The organism is Sphaerisporangium rufum, assembly GCF_016863395.1.
Taxonomy (GTDB): domain Bacteria; phylum Actinomycetota; class Actinomycetes; order Streptosporangiales; family Streptosporangiaceae; genus Sphaerisporangium; species Sphaerisporangium rufum.
On the sequence record NZ_BOOU01000017.1, the window covers coordinates 1 to 16,469 of the forward strand.

General features: G+C 72.7%; 11 protein-coding genes. 9 read left to right on the forward strand and 2 right to left on the reverse strand.

Going from position 1 to position 16,469, the window contains the following annotated elements; translation table 11 throughout:
* Window positions 1-29: 29 nt before the first annotated feature.
* Window positions 30-2,744 (reverse strand): class III lanthionine synthetase LanKC, encoded by a 2,715-nt coding sequence (lanKC, locus tag Sru01_RS06465; RefSeq protein WP_239137016.1) that lies wholly within the window; start codon window positions 2,742-2,744, stop codon window positions 30-32.
* Window positions 2,745-3,581: 837 nt separating this feature from the next.
* On the opposite strand from lanKC, the gene Sru01_RS06470 reads away from it, so the two are divergent.
* The 5 genes from Sru01_RS06470 (at window position 3,582) to hrpA (ending at window position 12,570) form a co-directional block, all read left to right on the forward strand.
* A complete protein-coding gene (locus Sru01_RS06470; protein WP_203983028.1) occupies window positions 3,582-5,009 on the forward strand; it encodes a cation:dicarboxylate symporter family transporter in 1,428 nt (475 codons plus the stop codon).
* A 180-nt stretch (window positions 5,010-5,189) separates the two neighbouring features.
* Window positions 5,190-7,178 (forward strand): pyridoxal phosphate-dependent aminotransferase, encoded by a 1,989-nt coding sequence (locus Sru01_RS06475; RefSeq protein ID WP_203982953.1) that lies wholly within the window; start codon window positions 5,190-5,192, stop codon window positions 7,176-7,178.
* A 76-nt stretch (window positions 7,179-7,254) separates the two neighbouring features.
* Window positions 7,255-8,010 carry a polyphosphate--glucose phosphotransferase gene (gene ppgK / locus Sru01_RS06480; RefSeq protein WP_203982954.1) on the forward strand — a complete coding sequence of 252 codons (756 nt, stop codon included), beginning with the start codon at window positions 7,255-7,257 and terminating at the stop codon, window positions 8,008-8,010.
* A 107-nt stretch (window positions 8,011-8,117) separates the two neighbouring features.
* The gene (locus Sru01_RS06485; RefSeq protein WP_203982955.1) at window positions 8,118-8,555 is read left to right on the forward strand and encodes an ATP-binding protein; all 438 of its coding nucleotides are present in this window, start codon (window positions 8,118-8,120) and stop codon (window positions 8,553-8,555) included.
* A 106-nt stretch (window positions 8,556-8,661) separates the two neighbouring features.
* Complete coding sequence (gene hrpA, locus Sru01_RS06490; RefSeq protein ID WP_203982956.1) at window positions 8,662-12,570, forward strand: ATP-dependent RNA helicase HrpA; 3,909 nt, start codon at window positions 8,662-8,664, stop codon at window positions 12,568-12,570.
* On the opposite strand, the gene Sru01_RS06495 is transcribed toward hrpA, so the two are convergent.
* Entirely contained in the window at window positions 12,557-13,396 is an 840-nt protein-coding gene (locus Sru01_RS06495; RefSeq protein WP_239137018.1) for a Uma2 family endonuclease, read from the reverse strand. The genes hrpA and Sru01_RS06495 overlap by 14 nt on opposite strands.
* Window positions 13,397-13,586: 190 nt before the next feature.
* On the opposite strand from Sru01_RS06495, the gene Sru01_RS06500 reads away from it, so the two are divergent.
* The 4 genes from Sru01_RS06500 to Sru01_RS06515 all read left to right on the forward strand — a co-directional run bounded on the left by Sru01_RS06500 (window position 13,587) and on the right by Sru01_RS06515 (window position 16,393).
* Entirely contained in the window at window positions 13,587-13,775 is a 189-nt protein-coding gene (locus Sru01_RS06500) for a hypothetical protein (protein WP_203982957.1), read from the forward strand.
* 29 nt (window positions 13,776-13,804) lie between these two features.
* The gene (locus Sru01_RS06505) at window positions 13,805-14,974 is read left to right on the forward strand and encodes a sensor histidine kinase (RefSeq protein ID WP_203982958.1); all 1,170 of its coding nucleotides are present in this window, start codon (window positions 13,805-13,807) and stop codon (window positions 14,972-14,974) included.
* Window positions 14,971-15,645, forward strand: a complete 675-nt coding sequence (locus Sru01_RS06510; RefSeq protein WP_239137020.1) for a response regulator — start codon at window positions 14,971-14,973, stop codon at window positions 15,643-15,645. Before Sru01_RS06505 ends, Sru01_RS06510 begins: the two co-directional genes overlap by 4 nt.
* Window positions 15,646-15,742: 97 nt before the next feature.
* Window positions 15,743-16,393 carry an HAD family hydrolase gene (locus Sru01_RS06515; RefSeq protein WP_239137023.1) on the forward strand — a complete coding sequence of 217 codons (651 nt, stop codon included), beginning with the start codon at window positions 15,743-15,745 and terminating at the stop codon, window positions 16,391-16,393.
* Window positions 16,394-16,469 lie beyond the last annotated feature (76 nt).

The following is a 16,469-nucleotide window of genomic DNA, read 5'->3' on the forward strand; positions in this document are numbered from 1 at the left end:
CTCCTGCAGGTCGAGAAGCGCCATGGGTGTCACCTCCTTCCTTGGCTCGACGGGTCCGCCGGCCCGGCGGGAATGCCGGGCGGGGAGATCATGGGGAGCCGTACCGGCTCGTCGTGCAGCACGGTGCCGAGCGCGAGGAGCACGCCGGCGGTGCCGGTCGCCAGGTCCATCGAGAGCCGGAGCAGCTGGTTGCCGGGGAAGGCCAGCCCGCCGCCGTACGGCATGGCGTGCCAGGCCAGCCGGGACACCTGGGCGGTCACCTCGGGGGAGGAGCGGCCGATCCCGGGGCGCAGCCCGGCGGCCAGGGCGGCGATCATGCCGCTCCGCCCGGCGAACAGTCCCGACTGCACGTAGTAGTCCAGGGTGGCCACCGGGCCGATGCCGGCCAGCGCCTCGGCGAAGCCCTCGTCGTCGCGGTGCTCGATGTGCCGGCGCAGCGCCAGCCCGATGCCCGCCGAGCCCTCGTCCAAGTAGGGGTTGGTCCGCCAGCCCTGCTGAACCTGGAGCTGGCCGTCGCCGCGACGGGTGCAGCGGCGCAGGTCCTGCCGCAGCGCCACGCCCGCGTGGTCCAGCAGCGAGCGGTCGCCGGTGGCCTCGTAGGCCGACAGGAACAGCAGGGCGGGTCCGGACGACCCGCGCATCAGCCCGGCGTGCGGGTTCCGCCCGCCGCTGATCTCCGGGACGCTGTCGACGCTGCCGAGCCGGTCGGCGACGATGCCGCTCACCTCCAGCGCGGCGTCGCGCAGCGAGCCGTCGCCGGTCAGCCGCCAGAAGTGCAGCAGGTTCAGCCCGATGCCGGCCAGCCCGCCGTGCAGGCTCTGCCCGAGGTCCTGCCACTTCTCCCGCAGGCACAACGCGAGCAGGTCCAGGGCGTCCTCGTCGCGCCCGAGCGCCGCGAGGGCGTAGGCGACGCCGTGCAGGCCGTCGTACAGGCCGAGCCCGGTTCCGGGCTTGGGGGCGAAGGCCCGCTCGCGCAGCCATTCCTCGTGCTCGGGGAACCGCCCGGCACCGGTGGCGGCCAGCGTGTACAGCACCCCGGCGGCGCCGTTGGCCAGGTTGAGCCCGCCGCCCGGCTGGAACTGCTGGACGTCACCGGGGAAGAGCCGGTCGTCGCGTTCGAGGGTGGCCGAGGCCAGGATCGCCCGCCGTGCGGCGTCCCGGACCTCGGGCCACGATGCCCGGCCGGGCACCGGCAGCTCCCGCATCAGCCGCAGCCCGTCCGGCCCGTCGGTGCGCGGCCGGGCCGCTGCCGGGCCGCGCACCGACGGCCCGGTGCCGGCCGCGGGCGCCGCGGAACCGCCGTCCCCGGTCGCGGCGCCCGGACCGGTGCCCTCGCCAGTGCCGAGGATCGTGCGCACCGCGGCGTCGACGACCTCGCGCGGCACCGGGAAGGTCTCCCGGACCAGCTCGGCCAGGTGCGTCACCTTGGCCCGGTGCAGCGGGATCAGCACCGTCGACATGGGTGCGAACAGCGCCAGGTGCAGGCAGGCCAGGGCGTACCGGTCGGCCGCCACGCCGGTGCGGTCCGGCGGCGGGCCGAACCCCGGATGGGCCAGCGCCGGCCGGGCGTTGGCGTCGGCCAGGGTGGCCACCTCGAAGTCGATCAGCACCACCCGGTCCCCGTCCACCAGCACGTTGAACGGGTGCAGGTCGCCGAAGACCACCCCCCGCTCGTGCAGCGAGGTGACGGCCCGATCGACGCGCTCCAGCATGTCGAGCGCCCACTCGGTGTACTCGGCGGCGTCCTCGGGGGTGATGACCGCCCGGGTGAGCGGGTGGCGGTGGATGGACTCCGCGCTGAGCGTCCGCCCGTCGATGAACTCCTGCACCATGAAGTGGTGGTCGCCGAGCGTGAAGTAGTCGTGCAGCGCCGGCACCGCGGGCAGGCCGGACAGCCGGCGCAGGATGTCGGCCTCGTGCGCCAGCCGGGACACCGCGTCGCGGCCCACCGCGTCCAGCCCGGCGTGCGGGCGGGCTTCCTTCAGCACCACCGAGCGCCCGGTCCGGGTGTCGCGCGCCTGGTAGACGCCGCCGCCGTTGGAGAAGTGCAGCACCCGCTCGATCTCGTACGGCAGGCCGGCCATCGTCACCGCGTTGCGGGCCGCCAGGTGCGGCTCCAGGAACGCGGGCAGGGTGACCCACGGCGGAGGCGAGAAGGACGGGCCGCGCCGGTCGGGCACCAGGGTGCCGGCGGGGTCCTCGATGGCGAGCACCCGCTCGCGGCCGGTGGTCAGGCAGTAGCGCTCGGCGAACCCGCCGTACCGCACGAAGAGCGGGCCCTCGCCGATCCGCAGATCGCTGAGGATGTACGGACCGCGCACGCCGTGCAGCAGCGCGTCGAGCTCCTTGACCACCAGCTCGAACTGGTCCTCGTCGGCGGGGTAGACGGTGACGAGCTTGCCGCTGCTGCCCCGGTCGGCGTACTTGGAGTTGAGCATGGTGACCACGCGCGGCCCGCGCAGGAACTTGAAGCTGATCCGGTTGGCGGTGCAGTAGTCCCACACGATGCGCAGGGTGCGCTCGGCGTCGTCCAGGCAGGCCGAGATGTGGATCTTCCAGCCCTGGGTGGGCAGCGAGCGGTCCGCCGGCCCGTAGTGCAGCCAGGTGTCGGTGGCACGATGTTCCCACCCGGGGGGAACTTTCTGCTCCGCAGTAGCAAAATCCGGATGCTTGGCGCGCTGGTTGTCAAGGGAGTCGTAAAACGCCGGATCGGCTAGGCAGTAGATCTCGTACCTGTCGATCACTTGCGCTCCCCTCTCGGCCGCCGTCGCTATGAGGAGAATTGCGGATAACCCCCGGCATGCCTAGTGACCCCCTCCATTGGTGCGATATGCCGATGTCATTAATGCTTTCGTGATGACTGTCACAGTCGCCCTGCTTGACCAGTGATGTTGTTTTCATCGGACTATGTCGGACGCCATTAGGAATCTCCGACTTCGTCGGCATCTCCGAGGATCGCCCTGGTGGACGGGTCCAGATGGCTCCCACCTGCGCGGCCGTGGCCGGCCGGCCGGGCCCGGCCGGCGCGTGCCGTACAGGTGGCGACGGAGCGCGCGGCGCCGCAGCGCCGAATTTTATTCCAACGCCCCTGGTGTAGCCGGGATCATCAAGATCGTCACAAAAGGGCGTGCATGATCTCCGGGCGGCGGGGAATGGCTGGCTTTCATGCGCCGGCTCGCGGCATGCCGTCATTCTCCCTATAAGGCGCAACGAAGGTTCGGCATGCCTTCGGCAATGTCCGGCGCTATTTGTCAGGAATCGACTATCCTGTCGGAACGGACGTCCTGGAACCGCCCGCCGAGGAATCCGGCGCGAACGAGCCGGCGACGCCGGGTCCCGTGGGCTCTCCTGGGCACGACGGCCCACCGGGCGGAACGGGACGTCGCCGGGACCTGACGGCCGCGGCGTGGCCGGGCCCCATCGCCGGGCCGGGAAGGGCGCGGGGCGCCCGACATTCGGTAAAGATTCGGTCAACGGTGACGTAGATCACTCGCTGCGGGCATAGGTCCTCGATCGGCAGCACCTTCCCGGGCCCGCACCGCGGGTACGCGCCCGGGGCGGACCTGGAGGAACGAGTGACCATGCCCCCCAACCCGCCATCGTCCCCGTCCGATCCACCGGCACCGGACCGCGCGCCGGAGGCGTCCCCGGCCCCCCGGCATCGCGATCCCACCCGGTACCTCTACCTCGCGGTGATCGCCGCCGTGCTGGCCGGCATCGCGGTCGGGCTGATCGCGCCGGACGTGGGCGTGGCGCTCAAACCGCTCGGCACCGCGTTCATCGACCTGATCAAGATGATGATCAGCCCGATCATCTTCTGCACCATCGTGCTCGGCGTCGGCTCGGTCGCCCAGGCCGCCAAGGTCGGCAAGGTGGGCGGGCTGGCGATCGGCTACTTCCTGGCCATGTCGACCGTGGCGCTGGTCATCGGTCTGGTCGTCGGCAACGCCGTGCACCCGGGCGAAGGGCTGCAGCTCACCGAGGAACTGCGCAAGGCGGCCCAGGACGAGGCGGCCAAGGGCGGCGAGGGCGACACCACCTCGTTCCTGCTCGGCATCATCCCCACCACGTTCGTCTCGGCGTTCACCGAAGGGCAGGTGCTGCAGACGCTGCTGGTGGCGCTGCTCACCGGCTTCGCCCTCCAGGGGATGGGCGAGCGGGCCCGGCCGATCCTGAACGGCATCGGGCACATCCAGCGGCTCGTCTTCCGGGTACTCGCGATGATCATGTGGGCCGCGCCGGTGGGCGCCTTCGGCGCGATGGCCGCGGTGGTCGGTGCCGGCGGCTTCGAGGCCCTGCGCAGCCTGGCCGTCCTGATGATCGCCTTCTACCTCACCTGCGCGCTCTTCGTCGGCGTCGTGCTGGGGGCGCTGCTGTGGCTGATCGCCCGGATCAACCTGTGGTCGCTGCTGCGGTACCTCGGGCGGGAGTTCCTGCTCATCCTGTCCACCTCCTCCTCGGAGTCGGCGCTGCCGCGGCTGATCGCCAAGATGGAGCATCTCGGGGTGAGCCGCACGGTGACCGGCATCACCGTGCCGACCGGATACTCCTTCAACCTGGACGGCACGGCCATCTACCTCACGATGGGCACCCTGTTCGTGGCGACCGCGACCGGTGCCCCGCTGTCGATCGGCGAGCAGATCTCGCTGCTGGTCTTCATGATCATCGCATCCAAGGGGGCCGCCGGGGTGACCGGCGCCGGGCTCGCCACGCTGGCCGCCGGCCTGCAGTCCCACCGGCCCGCCCTGGTGGACGGGGTCGGCTTGATCGTCGGCATCGACCGGTTCATGTCCGAGGCCCGCGCGCTCACCAACTTCGCCGGCAACGCGGTGGCCACCGTGCTGATCGGCACCTGGGTGCGCGACTTCGACCGCGGGCGCGCCACGGAGGTCCTGGCCGGCCGGCTGCCGTTCGACGAGGCCACGTTCGTGGCCGACGCCCACGGCGGCACCCCGCCGGCCGACCGGCCCGACCGGCCCGATCGCGCCGAAGCCGCGGTGTCCTCCTGACGCCGCCCGCCTGGCCGGCCCCATCGGGTCGGCCCGGCGGCGGCCTCCCGTGACGAGCCCGCGCGCGACGCCATGATCACAAATCCGCCGTGGCGGTGAACCCGGCCCGCCCGCCGTACGTACCTCCGGGCGTCATCGCTCGACCACGCGGACGTCACCGTCATGGAGGAGGGCCCACCGTTGGCCGGTTCCGCCGATCTCAGCCTGCTTCGCGCAGAGGCGCACAGCCCGTCGTACTTCTCGCTGCTGCGGGGGGCGTCGGGCCTCCAGGGCGCTCCGGTGGACTTCTGCATCCCCTGCAACCCGTACTTCCCCACGCCGGAGATGTTCGACGTGCTGCAGCGGAACATCACCACGATCCTCAAGTACTACCCCAGCGACACCGGGCCGATCACCTCCCAGCTCTGCTCGATCCTCGGGCTGAAATCGCAGACCGTCGTCATGGGCAACGGATCCACCGAGCTGATCACCTGGATCGACCACCTGCTGGTCAAGGAGAGCCTCGCCATCCCCATCCCGACCTTCGGCCGCTGGACCGACCAGCCGCTGGAGACCGGCAAGCGGGTGGACATGTTCCGGTTGCCCGAGGCACAGGGCTTCGCGCTGGACGTGGAGTCGTACGTGCGGTTCGTCCGGGCCCGCGGCAGCCGGGTCGCGGTCATCTGCAACCCCAACAACCCCGACGGGGGCTACCTGCCCCGCCGGCAGGTGATCCAGCTGCTGGACGAGCTGGCCGGCCTGGACCTGGTGATCGTGGACGAGTCGTTCATCGACTTCGTGGACTGCGAGCCGGAGCCGAGCGTCGCCGACGAGGCCGCCATCCGGCACAACGTGATCGTGCTCAAGAGCCTCGGCAAGAACTTCGGCCTGCACGGCATCCGCTTCGGCTACCTGGTCGCCAATCCCGCACTGGCCGGCACCGTCCGCCGCATGTTGCCCAAGTGGAACCTCAACTCCTTCGCCGAGTCGGTGATCTTCATGCTGGGCGAGCACATGCACGACTACCAGCGCAGCCTGCGGCTGCTGGCCGCCGACCGCCGGTCGATGTTCCAGCAGCTGTCCGCGCTGCCGGGGCTCACCGTCTTCCCCTCCCAGGGCAACTTCATCATGGTCCGGCTGCCGGACGGCAAGGACGGCCGGGCGCTGCGCGACTACCTGTTCAGCGAGCACAACGTCTTCGTGCGCGAGTGCGGCAACAAGCTGGGGTCCACCAGCGCGTTCCTGCGGCTGGTGGTCCGCCCGCAGCAGGACGTGCAGCGGCTGGTCGACGGCATGCAGGCCTTCCTGCTCGCCGGCGGTCCGGACGCCGGCGTGCCCGCGCGCCGCGCGGTGAGCGCCTACCAGGCGCCCGCCGGCCCGGCCCCGGCCGCCTACTCGCCGCCGGCCGCCCCCTACCAGCCTGCCGCTCCGGCCGCGTATTCTCCGCCGCCTGCCGCTCCGGCCGCCTATCCGCCGCCCGCGGCGCCGGCCGCCTACTCGCCGCCGGCCGCCCCCGCCGCCTACCAGCCTGCCGCTCCGGCCGCCTACTCCCCGCCGCCGGCCGCGCCGGCCGGCTACGAGATGCCGGCGACCGTGGCGGCGCCGTCCTACCGGACATCCCCCTACCAGGAGGAGTCGTACATCATGCCGGCCACCCGCGACCGGGAGCCGGTCGACCACCTGGACGCCCCGCAAGCCCATCCCGCCGGGCAGCGGGTCGGCGCCTCGCCTCCGGCCCGCCGCGGCGAGCCCGCCGCGCACCGGACGGGGAGCGCCGGCTCCGCCGGTCACCGTGCCGCATCCGCAGCATCCGCAGCACCCGCGGCGTCCACGGCGTCCACGGCGAGCGCCCGCCCGGCGGAGAACCGGTCCGGCGCCGGCGGCCGGTCGGCGGGCCGGGCCCAGATCCGGTCCGATGGCCGGCGGGCGGAGGGCTCCGCGACGGTCGCCTCGGCGGCGTATCTCGGCGAGGCCTCCGGCCGGTCGAGCGGCCGGCGGCCGTCGTACGAGCGGGCCGAGGCGCCGCCGGCGGCCGACCGGCACGAGGACCCGTTCGTGGTCGGCGGCGACGACCCGCGGCACGGCCGGCTGGACCCGCTGGACACCTCGACGATCATCTTCGACAACAACACCGGCCCGTTCAGCGCGGTCTCCGACGCCATCCGCGGCTACCGCGCCGGCAGTTCCTGAACCGCCTTGCCAGGGCTGAATCCGGCGATCCGGGGAACGGGTAGTTCCTGGCGAGCGAAGGAGCACGAGGAGCGGCATGAACGTACTGGGCATCGACATCGGCGGATCCGGCATCAAGGGCGCTCCGGTGGACACCACCGCCGGGAAGCTGCTCGACGAGCGGCTGCGGGTGCCGACCCCCGACCCCTCCGCCCCCGAGGCGGTGGCCGGGGTGGTGGGCGAGATAGCGGCGCACTTCTCCTGGTCCGGGCCGGTCGGGGTCACCTTCCCCGGCGTGGTGGTGGACGGGGTGACGCGCACCGCGGCCAACGTCGACCGGCACTGGATCGGCACCGACGCCCGGGCGCTGTTCGCCGAGGCGACCGGCGGGCCGGTGACCGTGCTGAACGACGCCGACGCAGCCGGCCTGGCCGAGGCCGCCTTCGGCGCCGGGCGCGGCCACCGCGGGCTGGTGCTGATGCTCACCTTCGGCACCGGCATCGGCAGCGCGCTGATCATGGACGGCCTGCTCGTGCCGAACACCGAGTTCGGTCACCTGGAGATCGACGGCCACGAGGCCGAGCGGCGCGCCTCCGACCGCGCCCGGGAGAAGCACGACCTGGACTGGGAGAAGTGGGCCGGCCGCGTCCAGGAGTACCTGGAGCACGTCCAGATGCTGCTGTCCCCGTCGCTGATCATCATCGGCGGCGGCGTCAGCAAGAAGGCCGACAAGTTCCTGCACCACATCGAGCTGCCCGGCACCACCGTCGTCCCGGCGGCGCTGCGCAACGAGGCGGGCATCATCGGCGCCGCGCTGGCCGCCGCCCAGGCCGCCGGCGCGCCGGCCGGCTGAACCACCTCAGGGAGCCGCCTGGAGCGCCAGATGGCGATCACCGGACGTTGCGGGGTTTGTGAGCGCCACCGGGGGCAATTTGCAGGGACGGGCGGAAGGAGAACGACGTGAAGGTGACCATCGCACTGCGCCTGCCGCGCGATGCCGCGAGCGTGGCGATCACCCGGCAGATCCTCGGTGCCGAGCTGGAGGTGCTCGGCGTCGAGAAGTCGATCACCGAGGACATCCAGCTCATGCTCAGCGAGGCGTGTTCCAACGTCATCCGGCACGCGCAGGACGTGGATGAGTACACCGTGAGCGCGGAACTGGTGCGGGACAAGTTCGTGATCACCGTGGTCGACACCGGCAACGGGTTCGACCCGGAGACCGCCGGCGCCGGCGCCGACTCCCCGATGGCCGAGTCCGGCCGGGGGCTGCAGATCATGCGCGCGCTCGCCGACGACGTGCGGTTCATCAACCGCAAGCGCAAGGGCGCGATCGTCTGCCTGGAGAAGGCGCTCAAGTTCCAGCACGACTCCCCGGGAGAGCTGCTCATCGCGCCGTGACGCGCGTCCCGCGCTGCGCCGGCGTTAAACCGCTGGCGTAGGGCGGGGCCGGGTTGCTTATCCTTGCCGGTGGCGGCCGCCGGACGGGGCGGCCGGGAAAGCGACCATGGGAACCTCTTTCGTGAAATCGCCGCTGGCCGAGCTCCGCGACCGCCTGCCCGAGCTGATGCTCCGCGACCAGGTCCGGCTGCGCCGCCGCATCGACGGCGCCCGCCGGATCCGGGACGGGAAGGCGCTGCGGGGCATCGCCGAGCAGGTGGCCGCCGACATCGAGGCGGCCCGGGCCCGGGTCGAGGCCCGGCGCGCGATCGTCCCGCCCATCACCTACCCGGAGAACCTGCCGGTCAGCGGGCGCAAGGACGACATCCTCGCGGCGCTGCGCGACCACCAGGTCGTCATCGTCGCCGGGGAGACCGGTTCCGGCAAGACCACCCAGATCCCCAAGATCTGCCTGGAGCTCGGCCGGGGCGTCCTCGGGCAGATCGGGCACACCCAGCCGCGCCGGATCGCCGCCCGCACGGTGGCCGAGCGGGTCGCCGAGGAGCTCGGCACCCCGCTCGGCGCGGCCGTCGGCTACAAGGTGCGCTTCACCGACCACTCGGGCGACGACACGCTGGTCAAGCTGATGACCGACGGCATCCTGCTCGCCGAGATGCAGCGCGACCGGCTGCTCTCCCGGTACGACACCCTGATCATCGACGAGGCGCACGAACGCAGCCTCAACATCGACTTCATCCTCGGCTACCTCAAGCAGCTGCTGCCCAGGCGGCCCGACCTGAAGGTGATCATCACCTCGGCGACCATCGACCCCGAGCGGTTCTCCCGCCACTTCGGTGATGCGCCGATCGTCGAGGTGTCCGGCCGCACCTACCCGGTCGAGGTCCGCTACCGGCCGATCACCGACGAGCAGGAGGACCAGGCCCAGGCCATCGTGGAGGCGGTGGACGAGCTGTGCGCCGAAGGGCCGGGGGACATCCTGGTCTTCCTCAGCGGCGAGCGGGAGATCAGGGACACCGCCGAGGCGCTCAAGGGACGCGACGAGGAGGTGCTGCCGCTCTACGCGCGGCTGTCGTCGGGGGAGCAGCACCGGGTCTTCCAGGCCCACCGCGGGCGCCGCATCGTGCTCGCCACCAACGTCGCCGAGACCTCGCTCACCGTCCCGGGCATCAAGTACGTCGTCGACCCGGGCTTCGCCCGGATCTCCCGCTACAGCCATCGGCTGAAGGTGCAGCGCCTGCCCATCGAGCCGGTGTCCCGCGCCTCGGCCGACCAGCGGAAGGGCCGCTGCGGGCGCACCTCCGACGGCGTGTGCGTCCGGCTGTACTCCGAGGACGACTTCCTCACCCGGCCGGAGTTCACCGACCCGGAGATCCTGCGCACCAACCTGGCCTCGGTCATCCTGCAGATGACCACCCTCGGGCTCGGCGACATCGCCGCCTTCCCGTTCGTCGAGCCGCCCGACCAGCGGCAGGTGAAGGACGGCGTCAACCTGCTGCACGAGCTCGGCGCCTTCGACGAGGCCCGCAAGCTCACCCCGATCGGCACCCGGCTCGCCCAGCTGCCCGTCGACCCGCGGCTGGCCCGCATGGTGTTGGCCGCCGACGAGGGCGGCTGCGCCACCGAGGTCATGGTGATCGCCGCGGCGCTGTCCATCCAGGACCCGCGGGAGCGGCCGGCCGACAAGCAGGCGCAGGCCGACCAGAAGCACGCCCGGTTCACCGACAAGGAGTCGGACTTCCTGGCCTACCTCAACCTGTGGGACCACCTGCGCGAGCAGCAGCGGGAGCTGTCCTCCGGCCAGTTCCGCCGCATGTGCAAGGCCGACTTCCTCAACTACCTGCGGGTCCGCGAGTGGCAGGACGTGCACGGCCAGCTCCGCCAGGTGGCCAAGGGGATGGGCGTCACCTTCAACACCGTCCGCGCCGACCCGCAGAAGATCCATCTGGCGCTGCTGGCCGGCATGCTGTCGCACGTCGGCGTGCTGGACGTCGAGAAGGCGGACGCCGCCGCCGGCGGCGGCGGCGGGACGCAGCCCCGCCGGCGCGGCATGCGCGAGTACATCGGCGCGCGGAACGCCCGATTCGCGATCTTCCCCGGGTCGGCGCTGTTCCGCCGGCAGCCGCGGTGGGTCATGGCCGGGGAACTGGTGGAGACCTCCCGGCTGTGGGCCCGGGTGGTCGCCAAGATCGAGCCGGACTGGATCGAGCCGCTGGCCGGCCACCTGGTCAAGCGCACCTACAGCGAGCCGCACTGGGAGAAGAACCAGGGCGCGGTGGTGGCCTACGAGAAGGTCACCCTGTACGGGGTGCCGATCGTGGTGGACCGCAAGGTCAATTACGGCTCGGTGGATCCGGAGCTGTGCCGCGACCTGTTCATCAGGCACGCCCTGGTGGACGGCGACTGGGACACCCACCACGGCTTCCTGAAGGAGAACCGCAGGCTGCTGTCGGAGGTCGAGGAGCTGGAGAACCGCGCCCGGCGGCGCGACATCCTGGTGGACGACGAGACCCTGTTCGACTTCTACGACCGGCGGGTCCCCGAGACGGTGGTGTCCGCCCGGCACTTCGACAGCTGGTGGAAGCGCGCCCGGCAGGATCAGCCCGAGCTGCTCACCTTCTCCGCCGACATGCTCATCAACGAGGGCGCCGACGCCGGCGACCTGCAGCGCGCCTATCCGGACGCCTGGCGCACCGGCGGCCAGCGGATGCGGCTCACCTACCAGTTCGAGCCGGGCGCGGACGCCGACGGCGTCACCGTGCACGTCCCGCTGCAGGTGCTCAACCAGATGACCGGGGACGGCTTCGACTGGCAGGTGCCCGGCCTGCGCGAGGAGCTGGTCACCGAGCTGATCCGCTCGCTGCCCAAGCCGATCCGCCGCAACTTCGTCCCCGCGCCGGACTACGCCCGCAAGGTGCTGGCCCGGGTCGCGCCGGGCACCGGCTCGCTGACCGACGCGGTGGCCCGGGAACTGCTCGCCCTGACCGGAGTGGGCGTGCCCGCGGACGCGTTCGACCTCGACCGGCTGCCGGAGCACCTGAGGGTGACCTACCGGGTGGTGGACGAGCGGCGGCGCACGGTCGCCGAGGACAAGGACCTGGACGCGCTGAAACGGCGGCTGGCCCCGAAGATGCGCGCCACGCTGTCCCGCGCCGGCGAGCACCTGGAGCGCACCGGGCAGCGCACTTGGACCTTCGGCACCGTCCCCCAGGTGTTCGAGCAGGGCCGGATGCGCGGCTACCCGGCGCTGGTCGACGAGGGGGCCACGGTGGGCCTGCGGGTCTTCGAGACCGCCGCCGAGCAGCGCGCCGCCCTCGGACCCGGCCTGCGGCGCCTGGTCCTGCTGAACGTCAACTCGCCCGCCAAGGGCATCCTGCGGACGCTGAGCACCCGGCAGAAGCTCACGCTCAGCCACAGCCCGCACCGGGACGCCGCCGAGTTGTTCGAGGACTGCGTCGCCTGCGCGGCCGACAAGCTCATCGCGCAGGCCGGCGGCCCGGCGTGGACCGCCGAGCACTTCACCCGGATCCACGACCACGTCCGGGCCGAGCTGTACGACACCACGGCCGAGGTGGTGGGCCGGATCGAGCGCGTGCTCACCGTCTGGCAGGGCGTGCGGACCACCCTGGCCGCGATGAAGAGCCCCGCCGACGCGCTGGAGGAGATCGACGAGCACCTCGGCACCCTGGTGTATCCGGGGTTCGTCACCGACACCGGGTTCGACCGCCTCCCCGACCTGCAGCGGTATCTGCGGGCCGTCGAGCGGCGCCTGGAGAAGCTGCCCGACGACCCCTACCGCGACCACGAGCGGATGCTACGGCTGGACGAGATGCGCCTGGCCTACGAGGAGCTGCTGGACCGGCTGCCGCCGGAGCGGCACGCCGAGCCCGCCGTCGTCGCCATCCGCTGGATGCTGGAGGAACTGCGGGTCAGCTACTTCGCGCAGACCCTCGGCACGCCCTACCCGGTCTCCGACAAGCGCCTGCTCAAGGCCATCGCCGCCCTCACCGACCCCTGACCGCCGCGCGCGCCGCGGGCGGCTCCACCAGGAAGATCGCGGTGTCCAGGTCGAAGTTGATCGGTCCCGGGATGCGCAGCGGCTTGCCCATGACGACGCAGGTGGCCGTCTGGTAGCGGCCGTCCTTAGGGCTGCTGAGCACGGTGACCGAGGGCGGCGAGTCCAGCGGGTCGATCACCAGCAGCACCGGCACCCCGCCGCGGGCGTAGAGGTCCGGCTTGTCCTCGCGGTCCTCCCGCACGCTGCCCGGCGAGACCACCTCGGCGACCAGCAGCAGCCCGGTCGACAGCAGCTCCCGGGTGCCCCAGCGCGGGCAGTCGACAGGGGCGATCACGAAATCGGGTGTGGCGGCGTCACGAGGCCCGTCGATGCAGACGTCCACGTTGCCGGTGTAGGCCCGCCAGCCGTGGAGCTTGGCGACCGGCGCCAAGGCGTCGTAGAGGGCCATCGCGGCGTCGGCGTGTTCGGGGGTGCCCATTGGGCTCACGATCATTCTCCCGTTGATGAGCTCGATACGGAGGGACAGCTCCGGTAGCGCGTCGAGGAGCTCTCTCGGCGAGCCGGGGGGTGGCAGATGTGCCGTCTCGGCGGACGGCACCAGCCGCTGGCGCGTCGCGCGGGCCTCCGTGGCCGGAGCGGCCGCCGCCGGCCGGACCGCCGGGCCCGCGAGGTCCGACCCCGCGGTGTCCGGGCCGGGGTGGTCCGGGGCGGCCGGGACGGGGACGTCATGGCCGGCCGGGTGGGCCGGCCGCCGGGCCTCGGGGCCGGGGGCGGCCGGGGGCGAGGGGGGCGTTGCCGAGGTGGGATGCGGCTTCCGTGAGGTCATGACCATCATTCTGCTTCCTTGTGTCCGCGCGAACACGCACAGTATTCAAGATCCGGCAAAGACGTGAGTGAAATTCGCTCGCGTGGAGCCCCAGGTGTATGGACGCGGCCGGGCCTCCACCCCGTCTCCATCCCGATCTCCACCCGGCGGGGGTGCGCCGCGGCCCCGGCCGGTCCGTACGGTTCCGTGCATGAACGGACGGGACAAGGACCGGTTCGACCTCGGCAGGGCGGTCGCGGGCTGGGTTCTCAGTACGAATGGGGGAAGAATGAACGGAAAATCGATGGTCGCCGTGGTGATCGGCGGGCTGGTCATCCTGGGAGGCTTCATCGCCTACCGGCTGGTCGCCCTGGAACTCATCACCAACCTCCGGCACTGACGAGCATCCGGTCCGGGGAGGGCCACCACATGATCGACCGAGCGCGCCAGGTAGAACGGCGGTCCTGGCGGACCTACCTGTCACCTGGCTGGCGGGTCGAGCGGTCGATCGGCACGATCATGATGGTGGCCGCGCCGCTGACGGCGCCCCCGGGCATGCTCACCGCCCTCACCTGGACGCTGCTGGGCCTGAGCCTGGCCGGCTGGGCGGCCTTCGTCCTGCTGGAACGGCGGGCGCCGGCGGGGGCCCTCGTCGTGCTGGGCGCCTCGGCGCTGGCCGCGGCGGCGGCGGCCGGTCCGACCGCCGACGGCACGGCGATGATCATGTCATGTGTCGGGCTGGTGGCCTTCTCCATGCACACCCGGCCGAGCCCGCTGGTGATCATCGCGGTCACCGGCGCGGCGGTCACCGTGGTCGTCTCGTCGTGCGTGTGGTCGGCGCGACCGGCCGGGGACGCGTTCGGCAACGCCGCGGTGATGCTGGTCGTCGTCGTGCTGGGACTGAGCCGGCGGCAGTACCGCGTGCAGGCCGAGCACGCCCACCTGCTGCTGGAGCAGACCCGGCGTGCCCAGGCCGAGCACGCGCGGGCGGCCGCGCTGGACGAGCGGGCCAGGATCGCCCGCGAGATCCACGACGTCCTCGCCCAGTCCCTCGGCGCGCTGGGGGTTCAATTGGAACTGGCCGACGCGCTGCTGAGCGAGAAGCACGACCTGGACGGCGGGCTGGCCCAGGTGCGGCGGGCCCGCCGGCTGGCCGCCGAAGGACTGTCGGAGGCCCGGCAGGCGGTGACCGCGCTGCGCGAGGACACCCCGCCGCCGGCCGAAGCCCTGGCCCGGCTGGTGGAGGCCCACCGCGCCGACCATTCGGCGGTGGTCGACTTCGAGGTCCGCGGGACGCCGCGCTCGCCGGCGCCGGCCGTCACCGTGTGCCTGGTGCGCGCCGCGCGCGAAGCCCTCACCAACGCCGCCCGGCACGCCCCGAACGCCGCGATCACGGTCCGGCTGGAGTACCGCGCCGCTACCGTGAGCCTCGTGATCCGCAACGAATCGGTGACCCGCCCGGCCGGGGACGGCGCCGGCAAGCGCCCGGCCGGGCACGGGCTGACGGGCATGCGCGAGCGGCTCGCCCTGGTGGGTGGCGTGCTGACCGCGACGGAGGTCCAGGGCGGCTGGCAGGTGGTCGCGGAGGTGCCGGCGTGACCGGCGCCGCGGCGATCCGCGTGCTGGTCGTGGACGACCAGCAGATCGTCCGGGAGGGCCTGGTGGCCCTGCTCGGGCTGATGGACGGCGTCGAGGTCGCCGGCGCGGCCGGCGACGGCGAGGGGGCACTCCGGCTGCTGGCGGAGACCTCCGCCGACGTCGTGCTCATGGACCTGCGGATGCCGGTGATGGACGGGGTGGCGGCCACCCGGCACATCGCCCGGCGGCACCCGAAGGTGGCGGTGCTGGTCCTGACCACCTACGCCGACGACGACTCGATCGCGGACGCCCTGCGGTCCGGTGCCCGCGGCTATCTGACCAAGGACGCCGGCCGGGCCGAGATCGCGGCCGCGCTGCGCGCCACCGCCTCCGGCCAGTCCACCTTCTCCGGCGCCGTCTCCCGGCGCCTGGTGGCGGCCATGCTGAGGCCGGACCCGCGCCACCCGGTCCCGCCGGAGCGCTGGGGCAACCCCGACGGGCTCACCCCCCGGGAGGCCGAGATCCTGAAGCTCATCGCGGGCGGCATGAGCAACCAGCAGATCGCCGGGGCGCTGTTCATCGGCGAGTCGACGGTCAAGACGCACATCAACCACGCCTTCGCCAAGATCGGGGCGCGCGGCCGCAGCGACGCGACCCGCTACGTCTACCGGCACGGGCTGGCCGAGGCGTGAACCCGCCCGGGCCGGAACGGCGGGGGAGGGGTCGGGAGCGACGGCGGGCGATGGGTAGGGTCGGCGAGGGCGGACGCGGAGTCTTCTGGAGGGCGCGGTGGCGGTACGGGCGGTGGTGTTCGACGTCGGGGAGACGTTGATCGACGAGACGCGGATCTGGTCGCGGTGGGCGGACCGGCTGGGAGTGCCGCGCTTCACCCTGCTCGGCGTGCTCGGCGGGATGGCGGCGCTGGACCGCTCGCACCGGGAGGCGTTCCAGGTGGTGCGCCCAGGGCTGGACGTGGCCGCCGAGATCGAGGCATGGCGGCGGGACGACCCCGCCGGGCTGCGGGAGAACTTCGACGCCGCCGACCTCTACCCGGACGTGCGGGACGGGCTGGCCGCGCTGCGGGCGGCGGGGTACCAGATCGTGGTGGCCGGCAACCAGCCGCCGCAGGCGTACGACGCGCTGGTGGCGATGGACCTTCCGGTGGACGCGGTGCACACCTCGGCCGGGTGGGGGGTCAGCAAGCCGCGGGCCGAGTTCTTCGCCAAGGTGGCCGCGGTGACCGGCCGGCCGCCCGGCGAGATCCTCTACGTGGGCGACCGGCTGGACAACGACGTGCTGCCGGCCCGGGCCGCCGGGATGCGCACCGCGCTGATCCGGCGCGGCCCGTGGGGCCACCTGCACGCCGGGCGGCCCGAGGCGGCCCTGGCCGACATGGTCGTCAACGACCTCCCGGAGCTGGCCGCGCTGCTGTCGCGCTGACCGCGCTGACCGCAGGGTCCGGTGAAGGACACCGGCCGCCCGGCCGGGACGCCGGCCGTGCGGCCGGTCGCGGGGC